General features: G+C 67.2%; 16 protein-coding genes and 1 tRNA gene. 9 read left to right on the plus strand and 8 right to left on the minus strand.

What is annotated here, in order from left to right; genetic code table 11:
* Nucleotides 1–2: 2 nt before the first annotated feature.
* Nucleotides 3–1,313 (minus strand): extracellular solute-binding protein, encoded by a 1,311-nt coding sequence (locus ACZK39_RS14915; protein WP_463613757.1) that lies wholly within the window; start codon nucleotides 1,311–1,313, stop codon nucleotides 3–5.
* 153 nt (nucleotides 1,314–1,466) lie between these two features.
* On the opposite strand from ACZK39_RS14915, the gene ACZK39_RS14920 reads away from it, so the two are divergent.
* The gene (locus ACZK39_RS14920) at nucleotides 1,467–2,516 is read left to right on the plus strand and encodes a LacI family DNA-binding transcriptional regulator (protein ID WP_463613758.1); all 1,050 of its coding nucleotides are present in this window, start codon (nucleotides 1,467–1,469) and stop codon (nucleotides 2,514–2,516) included.
* Between the two features lie 257 nt (nucleotides 2,517–2,773).
* On the plus strand, nucleotides 2,774–3,709 hold the full coding sequence (locus ACZK39_RS14925; RefSeq protein WP_463613759.1) for an aldo/keto reductase: 936 nt from the start codon (nucleotides 2,774–2,776) through the stop codon (nucleotides 3,707–3,709).
* Nucleotides 3,710–3,830: 121 nt separating this feature from the next.
* On the opposite strand, the gene ACZK39_RS14930 is transcribed toward ACZK39_RS14925, so the two are convergent.
* Both ACZK39_RS14930 and ACZK39_RS14935 read right to left on the minus strand, forming a co-directional pair.
* Nucleotides 3,831–4,208, minus strand: a complete 378-nt coding sequence (locus ACZK39_RS14930; protein ID WP_463613760.1) for a hypothetical protein — start codon at nucleotides 4,206–4,208, stop codon at nucleotides 3,831–3,833.
* Between the two features lie 3 nt (nucleotides 4,209–4,211).
* A complete protein-coding gene (locus ACZK39_RS14935) occupies nucleotides 4,212–4,877 on the minus strand; it encodes a hypothetical protein (RefSeq protein WP_459055919.1) in 666 nt (221 codons plus the stop codon).
* Nucleotides 4,878–5,050: 173 nt separating this feature from the next.
* Here ACZK39_RS14935 and ACZK39_RS14940 point away from each other — a divergent pair.
* The 3 genes from ACZK39_RS14940 to ACZK39_RS14950 all read left to right on the plus strand — a co-directional run bounded on the left by ACZK39_RS14940 (nucleotide 5,051) and on the right by ACZK39_RS14950 (nucleotide 7,827).
* A tRNA-Leu gene (locus ACZK39_RS14940) sits at nucleotides 5,051–5,133 on the plus strand.
* 345 nt (nucleotides 5,134–5,478) lie between these two features.
* The gene (locus ACZK39_RS14945; RefSeq protein WP_463613761.1) at nucleotides 5,479–5,805 is read left to right on the plus strand and encodes an ATP-binding protein; all 327 of its coding nucleotides are present in this window, start codon (nucleotides 5,479–5,481) and stop codon (nucleotides 5,803–5,805) included.
* Nucleotides 5,806–6,087: 282 nt separating this feature from the next.
* Nucleotides 6,088–7,827, plus strand: a complete 1,740-nt coding sequence (locus ACZK39_RS14950) for an HAD hydrolase family protein (protein WP_463613762.1) — start codon at nucleotides 6,088–6,090, stop codon at nucleotides 7,825–7,827.
* A 307-nt stretch (nucleotides 7,828–8,134) separates the two neighbouring features.
* Here the strand turns inward: ACZK39_RS14950 and ACZK39_RS14955 are convergent, their stop codons facing one another.
* Entirely contained in the window at nucleotides 8,135–9,550 is a 1,416-nt protein-coding gene (locus ACZK39_RS14955; RefSeq protein WP_463613763.1) for a UDP-N-acetylmuramoyl-tripeptide--D-alanyl-D-alanine ligase, read from the minus strand.
* Between the two features lie 240 nt (nucleotides 9,551–9,790).
* On the opposite strand from ACZK39_RS14955, the gene ACZK39_RS14960 reads away from it, so the two are divergent.
* The 3 genes from ACZK39_RS14960 (at nucleotide 9,791) to ACZK39_RS14970 (ending at nucleotide 12,234) form a co-directional block, all read left to right on the plus strand.
* Nucleotides 9,791–10,837, plus strand: coding sequence for a TerC family protein (locus ACZK39_RS14960; protein ID WP_459055941.1), 1,047 nt, complete (start codon nucleotides 9,791–9,793; stop codon nucleotides 10,835–10,837).
* A 221-nt stretch (nucleotides 10,838–11,058) separates the two neighbouring features.
* The gene (locus tag ACZK39_RS14965) at nucleotides 11,059–11,928 is read left to right on the plus strand and encodes a hypothetical protein (protein WP_459055942.1); all 870 of its coding nucleotides are present in this window, start codon (nucleotides 11,059–11,061) and stop codon (nucleotides 11,926–11,928) included.
* Between the two features lie 156 nt (nucleotides 11,929–12,084).
* Nucleotides 12,085–12,234 carry a hypothetical protein gene (locus ACZK39_RS14970; protein WP_269466671.1) on the plus strand — a complete coding sequence of 50 codons (150 nt, stop codon included), beginning with the start codon at nucleotides 12,085–12,087 and terminating at the stop codon, nucleotides 12,232–12,234.
* A 105-nt stretch (nucleotides 12,235–12,339) separates the two neighbouring features.
* On the opposite strand, the gene carB is transcribed toward ACZK39_RS14970, so the two are convergent.
* The 4 genes from carB to ACZK39_RS14990 form a co-directional block, all read right to left on the minus strand.
* The gene (gene carB, locus ACZK39_RS14975) at nucleotides 12,340–15,660 is read right to left on the minus strand and encodes a carbamoyl-phosphate synthase large subunit (RefSeq protein WP_463613764.1); all 3,321 of its coding nucleotides are present in this window, start codon (nucleotides 15,658–15,660) and stop codon (nucleotides 12,340–12,342) included.
* On the minus strand, nucleotides 15,660–16,778 hold the full coding sequence (gene carA, locus ACZK39_RS14980; protein ID WP_463613765.1) for a glutamine-hydrolyzing carbamoyl-phosphate synthase small subunit: 1,119 nt from the start codon (nucleotides 16,776–16,778) through the stop codon (nucleotides 15,660–15,662). Before carA ends, carB begins: the two co-directional genes overlap by 1 nt.
* Before the next feature lie 59 nt (nucleotides 16,779–16,837).
* Entirely contained in the window at nucleotides 16,838–17,335 is a 498-nt protein-coding gene (locus ACZK39_RS14985; RefSeq protein WP_463613766.1) for a beta-class carbonic anhydrase, read from the minus strand.
* Between the two features lie 128 nt (nucleotides 17,336–17,463).
* On the minus strand, nucleotides 17,464–17,790 hold the full coding sequence (locus ACZK39_RS14990) for a helix-turn-helix transcriptional regulator (protein WP_459017855.1): 327 nt from the start codon (nucleotides 17,788–17,790) through the stop codon (nucleotides 17,464–17,466).
* A gap of 48 nt (nucleotides 17,791–17,838) precedes the next feature.
* On the opposite strand from ACZK39_RS14990, the gene ACZK39_RS14995 reads away from it, so the two are divergent.
* Nucleotides 17,839–20,568 carry a phosphoenolpyruvate carboxylase gene (locus ACZK39_RS14995; protein ID WP_463613767.1) on the plus strand — a complete coding sequence of 910 codons (2,730 nt, stop codon included), beginning with the start codon at nucleotides 17,839–17,841 and terminating at the stop codon, nucleotides 20,566–20,568.
* Nucleotides 20,569–20,661 lie beyond the last annotated feature (93 nt).

The raw sequence follows: 20,661 nt of genomic DNA on the forward strand, positions 1-20,661 counted from the left end.
GATTACTTCTCCGCGTCCGCGGCGGCCTGGGTGGCGTCGACGATCTCCTGCGCCGTCGCCTGGCCGGCGAAGGCCAGGGCGATTTCGTCGTTCATGGCGCCACCGACGGAGGTGCCGAAGGCGGTGTCGAAGTACAGCTGCACGTAGCCGGCCGCGTCGCGGACCTCAAGCAGCTGTGCCAGGGCGGGATCCGCCACGTACTGCGACGCGGTGGGGTTGGTGGGGAGGCCCATGTCGAGCTCCGCGAAGCCCTTCTGGATCTCGTCGGAAAGGAGGTATTCGACGAAGGCCACGGCCTCGTCGGGCGAGTCGGCCGGCACGGCCCAGGCGTCGCCGCCGCCGAGCGCGGCGCTCTGGTCGCCCTCGCCGCCGTCGACCTCAGGGAACGCGAACCAGCCGGTGGCCTCGCCGAGGCCCTGCTCGTCCTCGGTCAGGCCCTGCATGACGCCGGGCTCCCAGTGGCCGGCCAGTTCCATGGCCACCTTGCCGGTGGCCAGGAGGCCGGAGGCGCTGGTGGGGCCGGACTGGGCGGGTGTGGTGAGGAAGCCGGGGTTGAACGGCTCCGCGGCCACAAGCTCCTCGAGGTCCTGGCCGGCGCGCACGAAGCACTCGTCGGAGAAGTCGAGGCTGGTCACGGCGTCGGACAGGACGTCCTGCGAGCACTGGCGCAGCGCGAAGTAGTACCAGTAGTGGGCGGCGGGCCACTTGTCGCCGGCGCCGACGGAGATCGGGTCGATGCCCGCGGCCTTGAGCTTGTCGATGGCGTCGTAGAAGTCGGCCATCGTGGTGGGGGCCTCGGTGATGCCGGCCTGCTCGAAGAGATCCGTGTTGTACCAGAAGCCGACCACGCCCATGGAGAAGGGGAGGGCGTAGGTGGCATCGTCGACGGTCCAGCCGTTGACGGCGCCGCCGAGCTTCTCGACGGTGTCTGGGGCTGCCTCGCTGAGGTTCTTGACCAGCCCGGCGTCCACCTTGAGGGCCAGCTCGCCGCCGCCACGCTCCATGTAGACGTCCGGCACGTCGCCGCTCTGCCAGGCGGCCTCCAGCTTGGTCACCATGTCCTCGTGCTGCATGGCCTCGACGGTGATGGTGACGCCGGGGTTGGCCGCCTCGAAGTCTGCGGCCACCTTGTCGTAGTACTCCTTGCCGGCGCCGGTGTTGGAGTTGTGCCACCAGGTGAGGGCGGCCTCGCCGCCACCGGCCGGGGCGGACGAAGAGCCGGGGCTGGCCTCGTCGGTGGTGCCGCTGCAGGCGGACAGGGCCAGAGCCGCCGCCGCGACGAGGGCCGCGATCTTGGGAAGCTTGTGGGTCATCATTGATCCTCCGAAAGTGTGACCGCGAAAAGTTTCGCGAAACCTTGACTAACAAGACTGATCTTAGGCACAAAGGTATTTAGTTTGCAAGAGTGACCAAAGATTGGTGCCGTGTTGTGACCCATGGACGAAACTTTCGCTAGGCTGGCCCCCATGGCGGGCAAGGGAGTGAAGGCAGTGCGGCTGCAGGACGTCGCGCTGCGTGCGGGCGTCTCCACCGCCACGGCGTCGAAGGCGCTCAACGATCGCGGCGGCGTGTCCGGCGCCACCAGAGCCAAGGTGCTTGCTGCCGTGGAGGACCTGGGCTACCAGCCCGTGGGCGGGGAGTCGTCGCCGTACCCGCAGATCGCGCTCGTCGCGGACGACCTCACCACCACCTACACCCTCGAGATCCTCAAGGGCGCCATCTCCACCGCGATGGCCGAGGGGGTGGCGCTCGGCACGTTCTACATCCCGGAGGCGTCCACCGCGGGGACCCCCGTCCCGCTGGACGACGCCTGGCTCGAGCTGCTCAAGGCCAAGGGGTACCTCGGGGTGATCGTCCTGACCGCCCGGCTCTCCGACCATCAGCTCGCCAAGCTGCGCGACCTTGCTCTGCCCCTGGTGGCCATCGACCCGGCCAACGCCCTGCCGTCGAGCGTGATGAGCATCGGCGCCACCAACTGGAACGGCGGTGTGGAGGCCACGCAGCACCTGATCAGCCTGGGGCACCGTCGCATCGGCTTCATTCAGGGCCCGCCCGAATCGGTGCCGGCCACCGAGCGGATGCAGGGCTACGTCTCGGCGCTCCACATGGGCGGCCTCACGCTGGACTCGTCGCTGGTGGTGGAGGGTGGCTACACCCACGAGCTGGGGTTGGAAGCCGGGCGGACTCTACTGTCGCGGCCGGCTGAAGAGCGGCCCACCGCAATCTTCGCCCCCTGCGACCCGGCCGCGATGGGGGTCTGCGAGGCTGCGCGGCAGCTCGGGATCCAGGTGCCGGGGGAGTTGAGTGTCGTGGGGTTCGACGACACCATCCTGGCCGGGCTCGCCGTGCCGGGCCTGACGACGGTGCACCAGCCGCTGCACCGGATGGGCGCGGCCGCCGTTCGTCGGCTGTTGGACATCGCCGCGGGGCGCCCGGTCGAGTCCGGGCACGTGCGGCTTGCCACCCGCTTGGTGATCCGCCACTCCACGGCCCCCGTCGGCCCCATCGCTGGCTGAAGTGCCGCGAGGCGTGCGCCCCCGCTGGCTGAGGTGCCGCGAGGCGTGCGCCCCCGCTGGCTGAGGTGCCGCGAGGTGTGCGCCCCCGCTGGCTGAGGTGCCGCGAAGCGGCCTCGAAGCCTCAGGAACGCGACCTGTCCGCTTTACCTGGACACAGCGTCGCATGGCAGGAAGAGCCCGCCGGTTGGTCGGGCGAGGGATAGGCTCATGAGCGCGAGCCGAGGAGGCCCGCGAACGACCTGACGAAGGAAGCGACGATGAAGACGTTCAACCTCGGCCCCACCACCTTCGAGGTCCCGGCCGTAGTCACGGGCCTGATGCGCATCCAGGACAAGACCGACGACGAGGTGCGGGCGCTCTACCACGCCTCACGCGAGGCGGGCATCAACTTCTTCGACCACGCTGACATCTACGGCGACGACCGCTATCACGGATGCGAACGACGCTTCGCGGAGGCGCTGCAGCTCACCGCGTCGGAGCGGGAGGAGATCACGCTCCAGACCAAGGCGGGCATCGTCAAGGATGGGCCCTATTTCGACTTCTCCTACAAGCACCTCGTCGTCCAGGTGGAGGGATCGCTGCGCGCGCTGGACACCGACTACATCGACGTCCTGCTCCTCCACCGTCCCGACGCGCTGGTGGAGCCCGAGGAGGTGGCGCGCGCGTTCGATCATCTGGCGGCCGCCGGGAAGGTGCTTCATTTCGGGGTGTCGAACCAGACTCCCGGGCAGATCGACCTGCTGAAGCGGGACGTCACCCAACCCATCGTCGCCAATCAGCTGCAGCTGTCCATCACGCATGCGCCGATCGTGGCGCAGGGTGTCGCGGCGAACATGGCCGCGCTGGACCAGTCGGTCAGCCGCGACCTCGGCATCCTTGACTACTGCCGCCTGAACGACATCACAGTGCAGGCGTGGTCGCCGTTCCAGGCCGGCTTCTTCACCGGAGTCTTCCTCGGCAACCCGGACCATCCGGAACTGAACGCGGTCATCGACCGGTTGGCGGCCAAGTACGGCGTGCGGCCCGAGGGCATCGCGACGGCGTGGATCACTCGACACCCGGCCAACATGCAGGTTGTGCTGGGCACGACGACGCCCGAGCGCGTGACTTGGGCGGCGGCAGGTGCCGACGTCGAGCTGACCCGGCCCGAGTGGTACGAGCTGTACCGGGCGGCGGGCTACCTGGTTCCCTGACCTGTCGCGGGGATGTGTCACCCCCGCGTGGTTCGTTTGGCAAGCGGCCGCTCTCTGGGTGGGTAGACCAACCCAGAGAGCGACCGGCTCTTGGTCGTGAACGCCGACAGGTGAGCGAGGGTCAGCGCGGGTTCGGCGGGACTGGCGGCACGATGCCGATCGGCGGATCCAGCGGGTCGATGCGATCGCCCCCCGCGTCGACCCGGTTGCCGTCCTCGTCCACCCGTCGGCCCTCATGGTCGACTCGGTTCCCGAACTCGTCGCGCCAGAAGCCGTCCGCGTCGGGCCCATGCTCGATGTCCATACCGGCCAGTCCGTCGCGGTCGAGGGGCTCAGCCTCAGGAGGGCTGTCCGGGCTGGTTGGTGAGTCGGGAGAATCGGGCGAGGCGGGGGAATCCGGCGACTCGGGAGAGTCGGGCGACTCCGGGGCGACCTCGTTCTCGAGGTCTGGGCGCGCGGCAGGGTCGGGGTAGGGCGTGCCGAGAGGATCGGTGGTCATGATTCACTCCTTATCGGGCCATCGGCCATCGGGGACAGGGTTTCCATAGGGGTCGAGTCGTCGGCCGTGTTCGTCCCGGGGGACGTCATCCGGCGTCGGATCGTCGTCGACGACGAGGTCCCGCTCGTCTTCGAGGTCCACGTCGCGGTCATCGTCGGGGAGGGGTGCAGGATCCGGATCCCGCTCATCATCGGGATCGATGGGGCGGGCTTTGTCGACGGGTTGATCCTCGACGATGTGGCCGTGCCGTCCGGTGTGCACCCGTGGGTCCAGCTGGTCAGCCTTAGCGAGTTGCTGATCGCGCTCCAGGGCGGCTGCTTCGAGCGACTCGCGGCTGTTGCGGGCTTCATCGTCGCGCAACTCAGCCTGCTCGGCGGCGCGTGCAGCCCGCTCCTCCGCCTCAGCGGCCTGCATGCGCAGGGACTCGGCGCGCTGGCTCTCTCCGATCGCCTCGTTGCGTACCGACTCGGCGCGAGCGGCCAGTTCATCAGCACGCTCCTGCCGGGCGGCGACGATCCGGTCGCTCTCGTGCGCACGCGTCCGCAGCTCCTCGGCGCGCTCAAGATTGGCGCTCTGCTGCTTGCGCGACGCTGCCACGACGATCCCTGCGATCACCGCGAGCAGCACTGCGACGATGATCACCCACACCCATAGTGGCCAATCCGGCATGGTCGTCCTCCTTCAAGTCAGACTCCGTGGTCTCTCCACAGTAGGCTCCTTGGGGCTCGATTGACAGGGTTCCGGGAGATCGCTGCACGGTGACAGGTGCGGTGCAGCACGTGCGAGTTGCGGAAGCTCATGAGGTGCGTGCTATTGTTTGCCGTCGGGTTGCAAGACCCACTGCGCGAGTGGCGGAATGGCAGACGCGCTGGCTTCAGGTGCCAGTGTCCCTTGGGACGTGGAGGTTCAACTCCTCTCTCGCGCACAAAAAGTGCCTCTGACTAGGGCAAATACCGGGAATCGGCGAGAGGTGAAAACCTCTCGTCGATTCTCTGTTTCTGGGGTGTAGCGCCTTTGGCAAGGGGTGATACCTGGGGAAATGATGCACGTTGCGTTGGAGGAGGGGAGCCTCGCCTTGTTGGTGAGGGCTCATTCCCCACGGTTCCCGACTGTGGTGATAATGCCGGATCCAGGGTCCGCTCGCCTCTGTGGCGCGAGTCGTGACACGATCCTGAAGGTCCACAAACTGGATGCCGAGCCGAACGGTGGGAGCGCTGCCGGCGGTGGTGGGCCGATTGAGGCTCCGACTGGAGATCACTCCAGGGGCCAGGTGAAGTTCCTGCGCAAGTACGCCGCGTTCACGCTGCCCGTGATCGACGAATCACTCCTCGACCCGCCCGACGAGAGCACCCGCAGCATGCTACTGGAACTCCTCGAACGCCACTGCGACGCCGTCTCCACCGTGTTCTGCACCCAGCGCGCGAAGAAGGACTGGCACCACAGACTCGGCTCCGGCATCCACGCCCCCGGCCCCCAACCCCACTCCCCGGACTACTCAACCGCGAAAGCCAACGGCGCTCAGACGGTCAGATACTCCGGCAGCCGGGTCGCCGGCGGCGTGCACGATGTTGTCGACGCCATGCGGCGATGGCCGTGACCGCGATGGCGACTTCGCCGGTGGAGTCGGCGGTGTGCGGCGCGCCGAGGCCGCGGACTAATATCGGCCACTTGAGTCGGCGTCCGGAGGACTCGGCGCCTCCGCCCGAGCCGCAGGGGGCCGACGGATTGACTTGCTGATTCGGGCAACTGGGGTTTCGAGGGCTGGTGGTACCCCGTGATCATTCGTGGGGTTGAAATGCGAAGCATGTTTCATGAATACTGTAACATTCGAAGGGGACATCCCTGCTAACGAGGACCTTCACCCACTTGATGGAAGGCCATGCCTGACTATTTCCGCGCTGTCGCACTCGATTTCGACGGCACTCTGACAGACGGTGAGCGACCCGCCCCGGCCGTGCTCGCTGCCCTCGGCGAGGCGCGAGCCGGCGGGCGCCGCCTCGTGTTGGTCACCGGCCGCACACTGCGTCACCTGCGGGCGGACTTCGCCGATGTGGACAACTGGTTCGACGCAATCGTCGCCGAAAACGGCGCGGTGCTTCACACCCAGGAGGGGTCGCAGGTGCTGGCTCAGCCGATCGATCCCGCGTTGGCCGACGCGCTCGCCCGCCGCGGGGTCCAGGTCGACCGCGGGCAGGTACTCCTAGGCTGCTCGGCGACCCACGACCACCTGGTTCTGGAGGAGGTCCGTCGACTCGGAGCCGACTACCAACTCACGCGGAACCGGGGCGCCCTGATGATCGTGCCAGCCGGCGTCACCAAGGGAACCGGACTGGACGCCGCCCTCGACAACCTGGGCCTGTCCCGGCACTCCACGATCGCCATTGGCGACGCCGAGAACGACCACACCATGCTCTCGCGCTGCGAGATTGGCGTCGCCGTCGCCAACGCCGTCGAGTCCCTCAAGCGCCGCGCCGATATCGTCACGCTTGCCCCGGACGGCAAAGGGGTGATCGAGATCCTGCGGGGTGACGTCATGGCCGGGCGCTCCCACGTGCATCCCGAACGCTGGCAGATCGCGCTCGGAACCTACCTCGACGGCACACCCGCCACCATTCCGGCCTCCCAGGTCAACATTCTTGTGACGGGCGGCACCCGTGCCGGGAAGTCCTATCTGGCCGGGCTCATCGCCGAGCAGCTCATCCGTCTCGCCTACGCCGTGGTCGTCATCGATGTCGAGGGCGACCACACAAGTCTGGCCGACCTGCCTAACGTCGTTCATCTGGGTGGGTACGAGCCCGGACCTGGAACTGGGCTCGTACGCACGCTGTTGAGTCACCATGGCACAAGCATCGTCGCCGACCTGTCCCAGCTCACCGGGGAAGAAAGACGCAGATGGTACCAGGAGAAACCGCCCCGGCTCGCCGACCTGCGCAGCGACCGCGGCCTGCCCCACTGGGTGCTGATCGACGAGGCCCACGAGTCTCTCGGCCAAGAGAGTCAGAACTCACGCCTGTTCGCACCGGACCGCAAGGGCCACTGCCTCATCACCTACCACCCCACCGAACTCAGTGCTGAGGCTCGGAACAGCATCGACATCCTTGTGTCACTGCAGCCAACTACCCTCGATGCGGAAGACGTGGTCGTCGCCGCCACAACGGCGTTTTGCGGGCTCTTGGTCAACGACGTCCTCGCAGCATTCTCCGTCCTCCCCGCAGGGGCCGGCCTGCTCGTGCGCGCCAGCGAGCCCGGAGTACTGCGCCCCTTCATAGTCGGCCACCGGCGTACCATTCACGAGCGCCACTGGCACAAGTACGCGACGGCGGACCTGCCGGTCCATCGGCGGTTCGTGTTTCGCGGCAGCCGAGAGTCAACTTCCGGTCACGAGGCAGCGAACCTACGCGACTTCCACACTGAGCTGGACGGCTGCGAGGCCGATGTCATCGCTTTCCACGCCGGGGCCCATGACTTCTCCCGCTGGATCCGGGGCGTATTCGGTGATGAACGTCTCGCCGCCGATGTCGAGCAGGTCGAGACCGAACTGAACACCGCCCGCCGCGAGAACGTCGAGGCCTCCAGGCGTCGGCTCCTGGACGCACTCGAGCACCGCTTCCCCGGCTGAGGCATGCTCAGCGAGGGGGGTGCGCCGGCCGTGGCTCGCCGAGCCACGGGACCCCCGACGGCAGATGCATTGCAGGGATTGGCCCCGGAAGGTTTCGAAGAGGATTCTGCTGGGCGGCTGCGGCCTACTTCACCGTGAGCGAGAGGACCATCCCTCAATGTTCTCGGGTTAACCAGAGGTGCTGTTTAACCAGAGGTGCTGTCGGTTTTCGGGGCCTTGGTCGAGTAGCAGTCGCTGGGCACACAGGAGTAGAGCTGACCAGGTGTGCGAGGCTGAAGGCCAGCAGCGAGCTGATGGCTCGGGCTCCTCATCGTCGATCACCTCTGTGCGGTGCGGCCAGTTGTTCGGCCAGGGTCTCCAGAGCCAAGCCCCTTGATGCCTTGACCAGCACGACGTCCGCAGGACTCAGCCAGGCGGCGGCAGCGGCGGAGGCGGCGGCCCTGTCCGATGCCACGATGGTCTCGACGCCACCGGCTCCGGAGACCAGGTCGTCGGCATGGGCGCCGATCGCGATCAGCCGGTCCACGCCGAGCGCTGCGGCAAGCGCCCCGACCTCGATGTGGGCGGCGGCGGCGCCGGGGCCGAGTTCCAGCATGTCGCCCAGCACCGCGAGAAGGCGCCCGCCGGGTCTACGCAGGGAGGCGAGGGTGCGCAGTGCCGCAGTCATGGACTCGGGATTGGCGTTGTAGGCGTCGTTGATTACGAGCGCCCCGTCCGGACGAGCGCTGAGTTCCATCCGCCAGCGCGAGCGGGCGGTCGCGCTGCCAAGAGCCTGGGCAACCATGGGAACGTCCAGGCCCTGCCCCAGCGCTGCCGCCGCTGCGGCCAGCGCATTGCCCACCTGATGGGCTCCGGTCACCTGCAACGCCACTGGTGCACATCCGCTGGCTGCGCCGCTGGCGTGGAGCATGAAGGTGGGCCGTTGCCTGTCAGCGGCCCCGACCTCCTCGGCCCAGACCCGCAGGTCGCCCCACCCGGGCGCAGCACCGACGGCGAAGGTGGCGATCCGGGCGCTGGTGCGTCCGGCCATCGCTGAGACGAGCGGATCGTCGGCGTTCAGGACCGCCCAGCCTTCTGCGGGCAGCGCCTCCACGAGTTCGCCCTTTGCCTTCGCGATCGCCGAGACCGACCCGAACTGGCCGAGGTGAGCGTGGCCGACGTTGAGCACAATGCCGACGTGAGGCGTCACGATCGCGCACAAGGAGGCGATGTGGCCTCTGCGGCGGGCGCCCATCTCGCTGACCAGGAACCGTGTGGCCGCATCCAGCCGGGTGCCCGTCAGCGGCACCCCGAGCTCGTTGTTCAATGAGCCGACAGGGGCGACCGTGGGGCCGGCGGTCGCCAGCACCTGGGCCAGCAAGTCCTTAGTACTGGTCTTGCCTGACGACCCGGTGATGCCGACGGTGACCAGCCCCGCTGCGACGGCTTCCTCCACAAGTGCCCTTGCCAGGGCCGTCAGCCCGGCCAGGGGGTCAGGCACCACAAGTTGCGGGACCGCCATGGGGCGTTCCTTGCGCACGAGGACGGCCGCGGCGCCAGCCGCGACCGCACCCGCTACGAAGTCGTGACCATCGGCCCGCTCCCCCGGCAGAGCGATAAAGAGGGCGCCGGGGGAGCATGCGCGTGAGTCGATAACCACGTCGGGTCCGACGAGAGAGCCAGGGTCGCCGACGAGCCTGGCCCCCGAAAGCTGGGCCAACCGGCCGGCGGTCAGTACATGCATGCGATCAAGTATTCACGAATTCGGTTGCGTATGTCAAATTGGTTCACCACAATCACCCTCTCGCGGCTGACATGTCTGAAGATCGTCGCTGACTTGACGTGAAGACACTTCTCGTGTTTCATGGGACGCGAAGGGGAGTAATCCTCGCTCCGCATCGTCAATACGGTCCCGCCGCGGGATCCGGTGCGCAGGGCCGACAAGGCCGATGAGACCTTCACGAATTTCGTGGAGGTCTTTGTCATGAATGTTCCTTGGTGGGCGTGGTTCGCGGTCTTGGGTGTGATCCTGGTGATGCTTGCCGTGGACCTGATCGCCCACCGCACGGCCCACGTGATCGGGGTGCGGGAAGCCGCCCTCTGGTCGGTTGTGTGGGTGACGATCGGTGTCGCGTTCGGTGTGCTGGTGTGGGCGCTGTGGGGGGCGGAGTTCGGGCAGCAGTATTTCGCCGGTTATCTGATCGAGAAATCCCTCGCCGTCGACAACGTGTTCATCTGGGCGATCATCTTCGCCGCCTTCGCGGTCCCCCGCGAGCTTCAACACCGGGTGCTGTTCCTCGGCGTCCTCGGTGCGCTGGTCTTCCGCGGGATCTTCATTGCCGCAGGCGCCGCGCTGATCGAGAACTTCTCGTGGGTCCTATATGTCTTCGCGGCGTTCCTCATCTACACCGGCTGGCGGATGTTCCGCTCACGCAACGAGCACGTCCATCCTGAGAAGTCCCGCATCCTCAAGGTGTTCCGCAGGTTCGTGCCGATGACAGACGCGTACCACGGGCAGAAGTTCCTGGTCCGCAAGGCGGGGGTTGTGGTGGCGACGCCGCTGCTGGCGGTGCTGGTGCTGGTGGAGATCACTGACATTATCTTCGCGGTGGACTCGATCCCGGCGATCTTCGCCGTGACCAGCGAACCGTTCCTGGTGTTCACCGCCAACGCGTTCGCGATCCTGGGACTGCGGGCGATGTACTTCCTCCTCGCGGACCTGATCCATCGGTTCGTCTACCTCAAGATCGGACTCTCGTTCGTCCTGATCTGGGTGGGCATCAAGATGCTGCTCCTAGATGTGCTCTACATTCCCACGACAATCAGCCTCGCCGTCGTCGCGACCATCATCACTGTGTCTATCGTCGCAAGCCTCCGCGCCACCCGCGGCCAAGGCCGACGCGAAGTGCAGGCCGAGGCGGCAGGGGCGTTCCGGATCGCCACCGACGAGGAACTTGCCGCCGTCGAGCCGCTCTTCCGCCGCCGTGCACTTGTGCCCGCTGGGAGCCGGAACGATCGCTCCGTCGACTGACCGGGACACCTGCCGCTGCGATCGAGAAGCCACACCCGCGGCGACCCGACACACCATCCCTCAGCCAGTCTGAGAAGGCAAACCCGCCGGCTCTGAGAACTGGTTGGCCGAACCGTCGACGACACTCCACCGCCCAGTACCAGACGCCACGACCGGAGCACGGCTCACCCGCCGCGCTCCGCCGATAGCCGCATCACCCGCCCGCACCGAAGGGAACGCTCATGAACTTGTTCGACCTCCTCAGCGGCCTGGCTTCCCAGGCTCTCAATAAGACCCCGGCCCCAGCGCAGGCTCCCGGCAACGAGCCCCGAGACTGGAAGAGCAGGCTGCGGGGTACCGTGAACACGCTCATCGGCAACGCGCCAGCCCCCACGGCAGCGGCATCCGCGCAGCCGCCGGTCGCACCGCCCGCCGCGACCCAGGCAGCACCCTCGAGTTCGGTTGGACTGACCCCACCGCCGCCGGATCACCACACGGCCGAGCGTGCCGCGGTGGCTCGCTACGAGTACCTGCTCCGCACCGCCGAACCCACCCAGCTGGAGCGGATCCATGCAGACGTGTTCGCACGCCTCACTCCCGCAGAGCGCGGCCAGCTCCACACGCGCCTTGGCATCGAATTACCTCGTGGCGAGCAGCCGCGCACATCGCAACCGGCCGACCTTGCCCGCACCGCCACCCGCGCCGAAGCCGCTCGGCCCGGCTTACTGGCCGGGATCCTCGCCCGCACCCCTCGACCCGGCGCCGCCATGACCGGGCAGAGGGTCGGGGTGGCCGCTGCCGGTGCGACAGGAGGGCTCCTGATCGCCGTCGCGGGGGGCGCGGCCATCAGCGCCGTCGCCGCCCCGCTCCTCGCCGAAGCCCTGACCGCGGGTGTCGATTTTGATGCCCTTGCCGGCTCGATCGACCTGGAAGGCTTCACCGGCGGTCTCGAGGACCTCACCGCCGGGGCCGCTGACCTGGCCGGCGGGGCAAGCGATATTGCTGCGGGGGCAACCGAGCAGGTCGCCGGATTAGGAGAGGACATCACTGGCTTCGGGGAGCAGCTCTCCAACCTTGAGATTCCCGGCTGGGGAAGACTCTTCGGGAGTTGAGCGGCGCCAACCAGGCCCAGCACGTCAATCGCTGGCCGGGCAACAGACACCCACCGAGTCGCTCGTTGAGCCAGTGGTCCAGCGGATTGCCCCGACGAGAGCACCCGCAGCATGCTCGTGGTACTCCTCGAGCGCCGCTATGACGCCGTCTGAACCGTGTTCTGCACCCAGTACGCGAAGAAGGACTGGCACCACGGGCTCGGCTCCGGTGTCCACGCTGCCGCGATCATGAACCGCGTCGTCCACAACACCATCAGGATCGAGACCGGCGGCACCAACATGCGCGAACACACCGCCACCGCATGAGCCACAGCCGGTGAGCGTCACCCGACCACCGGTGGCGCTCACCGGCACTACCCCACAGCGCCCAACCCCACTGCCCAGTGGCGCTGGGACGGAGCGGGCCACGGATCAGGGGAGATCAGCTTGAATCGCGGCGTTCCAGGACTGCAGCGAACGCACCCCCGGGGTTCCTTGGCGCAGGGATTCGACGCCCTGCACGCACGCCGCGAGGGCCTGGGTCGTGGTGACGCAAGGCACGCCGGCGCGGATGGCCGCGCCGCGAATCTCCCAGCCGTCCTGTCGGGGGCTGCCATGGAGCGAGTGGCCGTGCGGCGTGTTGACCACGAGGTCGATCTCGCCTGCCGCGATGGCCTGCACCACCGTCAGCTCACCGTTGGGACCTGGACCTTGCGACGCTTTCCGGAGCACAGTGACCGCAACATCGTGGCGACGCAGCACCTGTGCCGTGCCCTCGGTGGCCAGGATCCGGAACCCGAGGTCGGCGAGCCTCTTGATCGGGAAGATCGCGTGCCGCTTGTCGCGATTCGCCACCGAGACGAACACCGTCCCAGTCGTGGGAAGAGCGGAGAACGACGCGGCCTGGCTCTTGGCAAAGGCGGGGCCAAAGGCCGCATCGAGCCCCATGACCTCGCCTGTGGATCTCATCTCCGGGCCGAGCAGCGGATCGACGCCGACGCCCTCGGGGCTGCGGAACCGGTTGAAGGGCAACACGGCTTCCTTCACGGCGATCGGTGCCGACGCGAGCGCCGTCGCGCCGTCTCCCCCGGATCGGAGCATTCCCTCTGAGCGGAGTTCGGCGATCATCGCGCCGAGTGAGATGCGGGCTGCGGCCTTGGCCAGCGGCGTGCCGGTGGCTTTCGAGACGAAGGGCACGGTCCGCGATGACCGCGGGTTGGCCTCAAGCACGTAGAGCACATCGCCGAGCAGCGCGTACTGAATGTTGATCAGGCCCTTCACCCCGATCCGTTTGGCGATGATCTCGGTGGAGCTGCGAATCTGGTCGATGGTCTCGGTACCGAGGGTAATCGGAGGAAGGGTGCACGCCGAGTCGCCGGAGTGGATGCCGGCCTCCTCGATGTGTTCCATCACGCCGCCGATGTAGAGCTCCGCCCCGTCGAAGAGCGCATCGATGTCGATCTCGATCGCGTCGTCGAGAAACCGGTCCACGAGCACGGGGTGCGAGGGGTCGATCTCGGTTGCGCGTTGGATGTAGCTCACCAGTGAGGCGTCGTCGTAGACGATCTCCATGCCGCGCCCGCCCAGCACGTAGCTGGGACGAACCAGCACGGGGTAACCGATCGTGTGGGCGACCGCCAGCGCCTGTCCGGCGGAGACGGCCGTGCCGTGCTGGGGGGACAGCAGGCCCGCGGCGCTGAGGAGGGCGCCGAATTCTCCGCGATCCTCCGCCAGGTGGATGGCCTCTGGCGACGTGCCCACGATGTGGACTCCGCGGTCTTTGAGCGCCTGTGCGAGCTTGAGCGGCGTCTGCCCGCCCAGCTGCACGAGGACGCCCGCCACGGGCCCGGCCGCGAGCTCGGCATGGACCACCTCCAGCACGTCCTCCAGCGTCAGGGGTTCGAAGTACAGCCGGTCGGTGGTGTCGTAGTCGGTCGAGACCGTCTCGGGGTTGCAGTTGACCATCACCGTCTCGTAGCCGGCGTCCCGCAACGCCATGGCCGCGTGCACGCACGAGTAGTCGAACTCGATGCCTTGCCCGATTCGGTTGGGACCGCTGCCCAGGATAATGACGGCGGGCCGGGCGCGGGGCTCGACCTCGGTCTCCTCGTCGTAGCTGGAGTAGTGGTACGGCGTCCGGGCCGCGAACTCGGCGGCACAGGTGTCGACCGTCTTGTACACGGGCCGGATGCCGAACGCCCAGCGGAGGCCACGGACAACGTCAGGGCTGAGATTGCGCAGGTCGGCGATCTGATCGTCGGAGAGGCCGTGTCGCTTGGAGAGCCGCATGAGCCCGCCCGTCAGCTCTGGGGCCGAGCACACCTGGTCGGCCGTCTCGCGGATCAGCTGCAGCTGGTCGACGAACCACGGATCGATCCGGGTTGCTTCTACCACCTGTGCCGAGGTGGCGCCGGCACGAAGCGCCTGCATGATGAGGGCGAGGCGGTGGTCGTGCGGTCGGGCGATGCGGCGCAGCAGCTCGTCCACGCTCTCGATGATCGGGCGAGTGAAGTCGAAGAGAGCCGCCGGGTCCTCCAGCGAGCGCAGAGCCTTGCCGAGTGCTTCGGTGAAGCTTCGGCCGATGGCCATGGCCTCGCCCACTGACTTCATGTGCGTGGTGAGGGTGCTGTCAGCGGTTGGGAACTTCTCGAACGCGAAGCGCGGGCACTTGACCACGACGTAATCCAGCGACGGTTCGAACGAGGCGGGCGTCTCGCCGGTGATGTCGTTGGGGATCTCGTCGAGGGTGTAGCCCACCGCCACCTTCGCTGCGATCTTCGCGATCGGGAAGCCGGTGGCCTTCGAGGCCAGCGCCGAGGATCGGGAGACCCGCGGGTTCATCTCCACCACTATCAGCCGCCCGTCGACAGGGTTGAGTGCGAACTGGACGTTGCAGCCGCCAGTTTCGACGCCGACCGCCCTGGTCACCGCGATGGCCACGTCGCGCATGGCCTGGTACTCCCTGTCTGTGAGCGTCATGGCGGGGGCCACTGTGATGGAGTCCCCGGTGTGCACGCCCATGGGGTCTAGGTTCTCGATGGAGCACACGATCACGACGTTGTCCGATCCGTCGCGCATGACTTCGAGTTCGAACTCTTTCCAGCCGATGATCGACTCCTCGATCAGCACCTCGGTGACCGGCGACGCCGAAAGTCCTGCCCCGGCGATCCGGATCAGTTCCTCCTGGTTGTAGGCGATGCCGGAGCCGAGCCCGCCCATGGTGAAGCTCGGCCGGACCACGATGGGGTATCCGAGGATCCCCGCGGCGGCAAGGACTTCGTCCATGACCTGGCAGATTCGCGAGCGTGCCACACCGGCGTCAGCGCCGGGCACCTTGAGTGAGGTGACGATCTGGTTGAACTCCAGCCTGTTCTCCGCCTTTTCGATGGCGTCGACGGAGGCGCCGATGAGTTCGACACCGTAGCGGTCGAGCACCCCGTTCTTGAACAGGGTCATGGCGGCGTTGAGTGCGGTCTGGCCTCCAAGCGTCGCGAGCAGCGCGTCGGGGCGCTCCGCGGCGATGATCTGTTCGAGGTACTCGGGCCTGATCGGTTCTATGTAAGTTGCGTCGGCGTACTCGGGGTCCGTCATGATGGTGGCCGGGTTGGAGTTGACCAGGATCACCCGGAACCCCTCCTCGCGCAACACGCGGCAGGCCTGCGTGCCGGAGTAGTCGAACTCGCACGCCTGCCCGATGACGATCGGCCCGGAGCCGATCACCATGATCGAGGAGATGTCGGTGCGACGGGGCATCAGGCGTCCCTTCCTGCCATGACGTCGACGAAGCGGTCGAACAGGTAGTCGGCGTCGTGCGGTCCGGCGGCTGCCTCCGGGTGATACTGAACAGCGAAGGCAGTCAGTCGGCCGGAAGAGTCACGCAACTCCAGGCCCTCGACCACATCGTCGTTGAGACAGACGTGGGAAACTCGTGCGGTTCCCCAGCGGGTGGACACGGACTGGCCCAGAGGGGCATCGACGGCGAAGCCGTGGTTCTGGGCGGTGATCTCCACCGTGCCCCTGGCCAGGTCCATCACCGGCTGGTTGATGCCGCGATGGCCGTACTTCAGCTTGTAGGTGCCGAAGCCGAGTGCGCGACCGAAGATCTGGTTGCCGAAGCAGATCCCGAAGTAGGGCAGCCCCGCATCCAGAATCTCGGTGAGAAGGTCCACCGCACGCCCGGCTGCCGCCGGGTCGCCGGGCCCGTTGGAGAAGAAGACTCCATCGGGACCCACTGCGGTGATGTCGTCGAGGGTGCTCGCAGCAGGCAGGACGTGCACCTCGATTCCTCGCTGGGCGAGCCGGGTGGCAGTCATGTCCTTGATGCCGAGATCGATCGCGGCGACTGTGAAGCGCTTCCTGCCCACTGCCGGGACGACCTGCTTCGAAGCCACTGTGACATCGGCCACGAGGTCCGCCCCCAGCATGGGCTGCGTCTCCAACACCCGCGCAAGCAGTTGTTGGGGGTCGGTCTCGATCGTGGAGACGCCCACCCGCATCGCGCCGTTGTCACGGATGTGGCGCGTCAGCGCCCGCGTGTCGAGGTCGGCGATGCCGACGATCCCTTGCCGCCGCAGTTCGTCGTCCAGGGAGCCGTTGGCGCGCCAACTCGAGTGGATCCGTGAAGGGTCGCGGACCACGTAACCGGCCACCCAGATCCTGCGCGACTCATTGTCCTGCTCGTTCCATCCGGTGTTGCCGATGTGGGGAGCCGTCGCGATCAGGACCTGGCGGTGGTAGCTGGGATCGGTGAGAGTCTCCTGGTAGCCCGTCATGCCTGTGGAGAAGACGGCCTCCCCGAAAGTCTCTCCAGCGGCACCGAACGACGTGCCGCAGAAGAACCGCCCGTCCTCCAAGACCAGCAGTGCTGGCATCGGAAAACGAGCGGTCCCTGCGTAAGCCTCGCTGGAGCTGCCCTGAGCAGGGGGGGCGCTCATGCGATCTGTTCCAGGAGGCTGGTCTCAACGTCGTACAGGAAGCCTCCGACCCTAATCCGGTCAGAGAGCAACGGGTGCTGCCGCAGCAGTGCGACATCGGCGTGTATCCGGCCATGCTGGTCCGGGTCCGCCCCGATGGGCAGGGTGCCGAGGTCCGCACCGGTCGTCTCCGACACGCGCCGACGGATCGCATCGTCGTCCCCGCTGGCCATGGCACAGCGGGTGTGTTGGACGATCAGGATGCGGTCCACGTTGAGAAGGTGTGCGGCCAACACGCATCCGGTGAGCGCGTCCACTGTGACATGGCCCCCAGGCGTGCGCATGATCTTGGCCTCGCCCAGTGTCAGGCCCAGCATCTCCAAGGGCTCCAGGCGTGAGTCCATGCATGTCACGATGGCGATCCCTGCGTGTGCGATGCCGTCGAAGGGGCGGGGTCCGGACCTCGCGTAGCGCTGGTTCGCAGCGATGAGATCGCCGAAGAAGTCCTCGTCCATGGTCAGAATAATAGCGACTTGACACGCGAATTGCAATTCCGGAAACTAGGAGCAGTAGCAAGTCCAGTGCGAGGCGGGGGGCAGACCGACCGCAACGCCCGATCGCGAGAGATGGGGGCATGGGTAAGTCAACTCTTCGCCCTGTTCGGCGTCCCGCGAGTCACATTCGCTTCACCAGCCCCGCTCACCATCGCCACGAAGTCGGCGACCCTGACGCCGCGCTCCAGGTTGTGGCGCAGGTGGGTGTCGGGAGCCAGGCGATACTCATTTCGCCGTCCCGACTTTTCCTTGATCACGTAACCCTGCGTCACCAACTCACCGACGATCTGCTGCACGGCGCGTTCAGTGATACCCACCTGCTGCGCGATGTCTCGCATCCGCGCAGTAGGGGTTCTGGCCAGGGCCACGAGGACGTGGCCGTAATTGGAGAGAAAGGTCCAGTCGCCAGGTGCCATAGTGGAGCATGATACCCGATTCTTCATTCACGAAATAGAGAGGTACCAATGATCAATCCCCTTGCCGAGGCGATCCACCTGGACCAGGATCCGTACGGTCTTGACCGGCTCCTGGAAGCCGACATCGACATCCTCACACAACTGCATGAGCAGGTGCTCCACGAGTGGGGAGCCGGCGCGCTCGCCACGCTTATGCGGCAAGTGCAGGACTCTGCGGCACGGGCCGCCGATGGCGGCGACCCCGAGGAGCCTGGCCGGATCGTCGGGGCACTGACCGCTACTCAGGCGCTTCAACTCGCGCAGGCCCTGACCGTTCACTTCCACCTGATCAACCTCAGCGAGGAGCGGTACCGCTCCAGGCTCATTCGCGGGACACACTCCGAGGTGGCGGGCACTGCGCCGGACGTGTGGCCGGCGGTGGCTGCACTCGGCCCCGCGGCGGCTCGGGTGAAGAACCTCCGCATCCATCCGGTGCTGACCGCACACCCCACGGAAGCTCGCAGGCGCGCTGTCTCCTCAGCCCTACACCGGATCGCCGAACAACTGGACCGCTACGACGATCCGAGCTCCGGCTCACAAGAGCGGGATTTTGCTCAGCGCCGGATGCTGGAGGAGATCGACATCCTCAGCCGAACCTCCCCCCTGCGCACCGCACCACCACAACCCTCGGACGAGGTTCGCACCGTGATGTCCGTGTTCGACCAGACGCTGTTTCAAGCGGTGCCACGGTTGTACCGCACTGTCGAGTCCGCGATCGCCGACGGGGAGCCGGGCCGGTGTCGCCCGTCGGTTCCCGGCTTCCTGCGGTTCGGTTCCTGGGTGGGCGGTGACCGTGACGGTAACCCGTTCGTCACAGCCGAGGTCACCCGGCAGACCATGACCATCCAGGCGGAATGTATCCTTACGGCGCTCACCACCGCGGCGGAACGCGTCGCCCGCACCCTCACGATGAGCGAGGAGGCCAGCCCCCCGTCGCCCGAGCTGGCCAATGCGCTGGCCCGTGATGCGGTCACGGCGCCGGAGATCTTCCAATCGATCCGCAAGTCCTCTCCGGGAGAACCGCACCGGCAGAAACTGCTCTTTGTCGCCACCAGGCTCACCGCCACGCGGGAGGGCCGGATCGATCTTGCCTACCGCGAGCCCGTTGAGCTGGTGGCTGACCTCACGATGATCCAGACCTCCCTGGAGCGGGCGGGAGACACGCGGGCGGCTTTCGGAGAACTCCAGCATCTGGTGTGGCTGGCCGAGACTTTCGGTTTTCACTTGGCCGACCTAGAGGTGCGCCAACACAGCGATGTCCACCGGGCGGTACTCGACGAACTGCTGGGGCAGCTCGACTGGGACCCAGAAGCGCCCGCTGGCCCCACCCGGCTGCAACTACTCGACTCGCTCGCGGTCAACGGGTGGCCGGCCCACGTCCGCGCGCTCAGCGACGCCGCCCGAGAAGTGCTCGACACGCTTCGGGTCATGTCCTGGATTCAGGAGCGCTGGGGGACCCAGTCCTGTGGCCGTCACGTGGTGAGCTTCACCCAGCACGCTCAGCACCTCGTCGCAGTGCGCGCACTTGCCCGCCTCGCGGTAGGGGAGGGCGACCTCAGATTGGACGTGGTGCCGCTGTTCGAAACCGGAGCCGACCTGCACGGGGCCGTCGGCGTCCTTGAGGACTGGATCACGCTGGAGAGCACCCGCAGCTGGCTCGACGACGTGGACCGGCACGTCGAGGTGATGGTCGGCTACTCGGACTCGGCCAAGGACGTCGGACCGGCCAGCGCGACCCTGACTCTCTACCGGGCGCAGACCGAGATCGTGGAGTGGGCACAGCGCAACGACATCCAGCTCACGCTGTTCCACGGCCGAGGCGGATCCCTGGGCCGTGGCGGAGGGCCTGTCCACCGGGCCATCCTGGCCCAGCCGCCGGGCTCGGTCTCCGGCCGGTTCAAGGTCACCGAGCAGGGCGAGGTCATCTTCGCCCGATACGCGGACGTGACCCTGGCCCAGGCGCACCTGGAACGACTCACGTCGGCGGTGCTGCTCGCAGACACCGACGACGTGGTGCACCGCAACCGTGCCGCCGCTGAGGAATTCGACGATGTCGCGACGACCGTGGAGCGGATTTCCCGCGAGACCTACCTCAGCTTTGTGCGCATGCCTGGTTTCGCCGACGTCGTCGCTGAGTCGAGCCCGCTTGAGGAGTTGGGCCGGCTGCGGCTCGGGTCCCGCCCGGCGCGGCGAAGCGGCGCCGAGAAGGGTAGGGATCTCCGTGACTTCCGGGCCATCCCCTGGGTGTTCGCCTGGTCCCAAATCAGGGCAAACGTGCCCGGCTGGTTCGGGCTGGGCTCAGGACTCGCCGCTGTGGGAGACCTCCACCGGTTGCGCGCGGCCTACAGTCAATGGCCGCTGTTCGCCAGTCTGATCGACATCGCCGAGATGAGCCTCGCGAAGGCGAACCCGCGCCTGGCGAAGTCGTTCCTCGCGCTCGGCGGGCACGAGGGCGTCACAAGCGCGGTGCTGGAGGAGTTCGAAATGACGCGCAGCCTGGTGCTGGCGATCCTCGAACAGGAGGAGTTGCTGGAGCGCAAGCCCCGGCTCGGTACGCGGATTGCTCTGCGGGCCCCGTCCATCGACGCGCTCAGCCACCTCCAGTTGCGCGCACTGCGCGTCATGCGCGAGGCTGCTCCAGGAGACGACGCCCCTTCGCAGGAGGACCCGGATCTGTGGACCCGGGTCCTGTTGACCACCGTGAACGGAGCAGCGGCCGGGCTGCAGAACACTGGATAGCCGAAGCGGTAACAGGCGCTGCGCTGCTCCCCGCCTTCTCCAATTGGCATCGATCCCACTCAGGGCTCCTCGCCGCCCGGGTCCGGGGCGCCC

The organism is Tessaracoccus luoxuelianae, from assembly GCF_055326245.1.

Bases quoted from the DNA above. Each gene is read 5' to 3' on its own strand.
- ACZK39_RS14915 (WP_463613757.1), bottom strand. From the start codon at position 1,313: ATGACCCACAAGCTTCCCAAGATCGCGGCCCTCGTCGCGGCGGCGGCT.
- ACZK39_RS14920 (WP_463613758.1), top strand. From the start codon at position 1,467: ATGGCGGGCAAGGGAGTGAAGGCAGTGCGGCTGCAGGACGTCGCGCTG.
- ACZK39_RS14925 (WP_463613759.1), top strand. From the start codon at position 2,774: ATGAAGACGTTCAACCTCGGCCCCACCACCTTCGAGGTCCCGGCCGTA.
- ACZK39_RS14930 (WP_463613760.1), bottom strand. From the start codon at position 4,208: ATGACCACCGATCCTCTCGGCACGCCCTACCCCGACCCTGCCGCGCGC.
- ACZK39_RS14935 (WP_459055919.1), bottom strand. From the start codon at position 4,877: ATGCCGGATTGGCCACTATGGGTGTGGGTGATCATCGTCGCAGTGCTG.
- ACZK39_RS14950 (WP_463613762.1), top strand. From the start codon at position 6,088: ATGCCTGACTATTTCCGCGCTGTCGCACTCGATTTCGACGGCACTCTG.
- ACZK39_RS14955 (WP_463613763.1), bottom strand. From the start codon at position 9,550: ATGCATGTACTGACCGCCGGCCGGTTGGCCCAGCTTTCGGGGGCCAGG.
- ACZK39_RS14960 (WP_459055941.1), top strand. From the start codon at position 9,791: ATGAATGTTCCTTGGTGGGCGTGGTTCGCGGTCTTGGGTGTGATCCTG.
- ACZK39_RS14965 (WP_459055942.1), top strand. From the start codon at position 11,059: ATGAACTTGTTCGACCTCCTCAGCGGCCTGGCTTCCCAGGCTCTCAAT.
- carB (WP_463613764.1), bottom strand. From the start codon at position 15,660: ATGCCCCGTCGCACCGACATCTCCTCGATCATGGTGATCGGCTCCGGG.
- carA (WP_463613765.1), bottom strand. From the start codon at position 16,778: ATGCCAGCACTGCTGGTCTTGGAGGACGGGCGGTTCTTCTGCGGCACG.
- ACZK39_RS14985 (WP_463613766.1), bottom strand. From the start codon at position 17,335: ATGGACGAGGACTTCTTCGGCGATCTCATCGCTGCGAACCAGCGCTAC.
- ACZK39_RS14990 (WP_459017855.1), bottom strand. From the start codon at position 17,790: ATGGCACCTGGCGACTGGACCTTTCTCTCCAATTACGGCCACGTCCTC.
- ACZK39_RS14995 (WP_463613767.1), top strand. From the start codon at position 17,839: ATGATCAATCCCCTTGCCGAGGCGATCCACCTGGACCAGGATCCGTAC.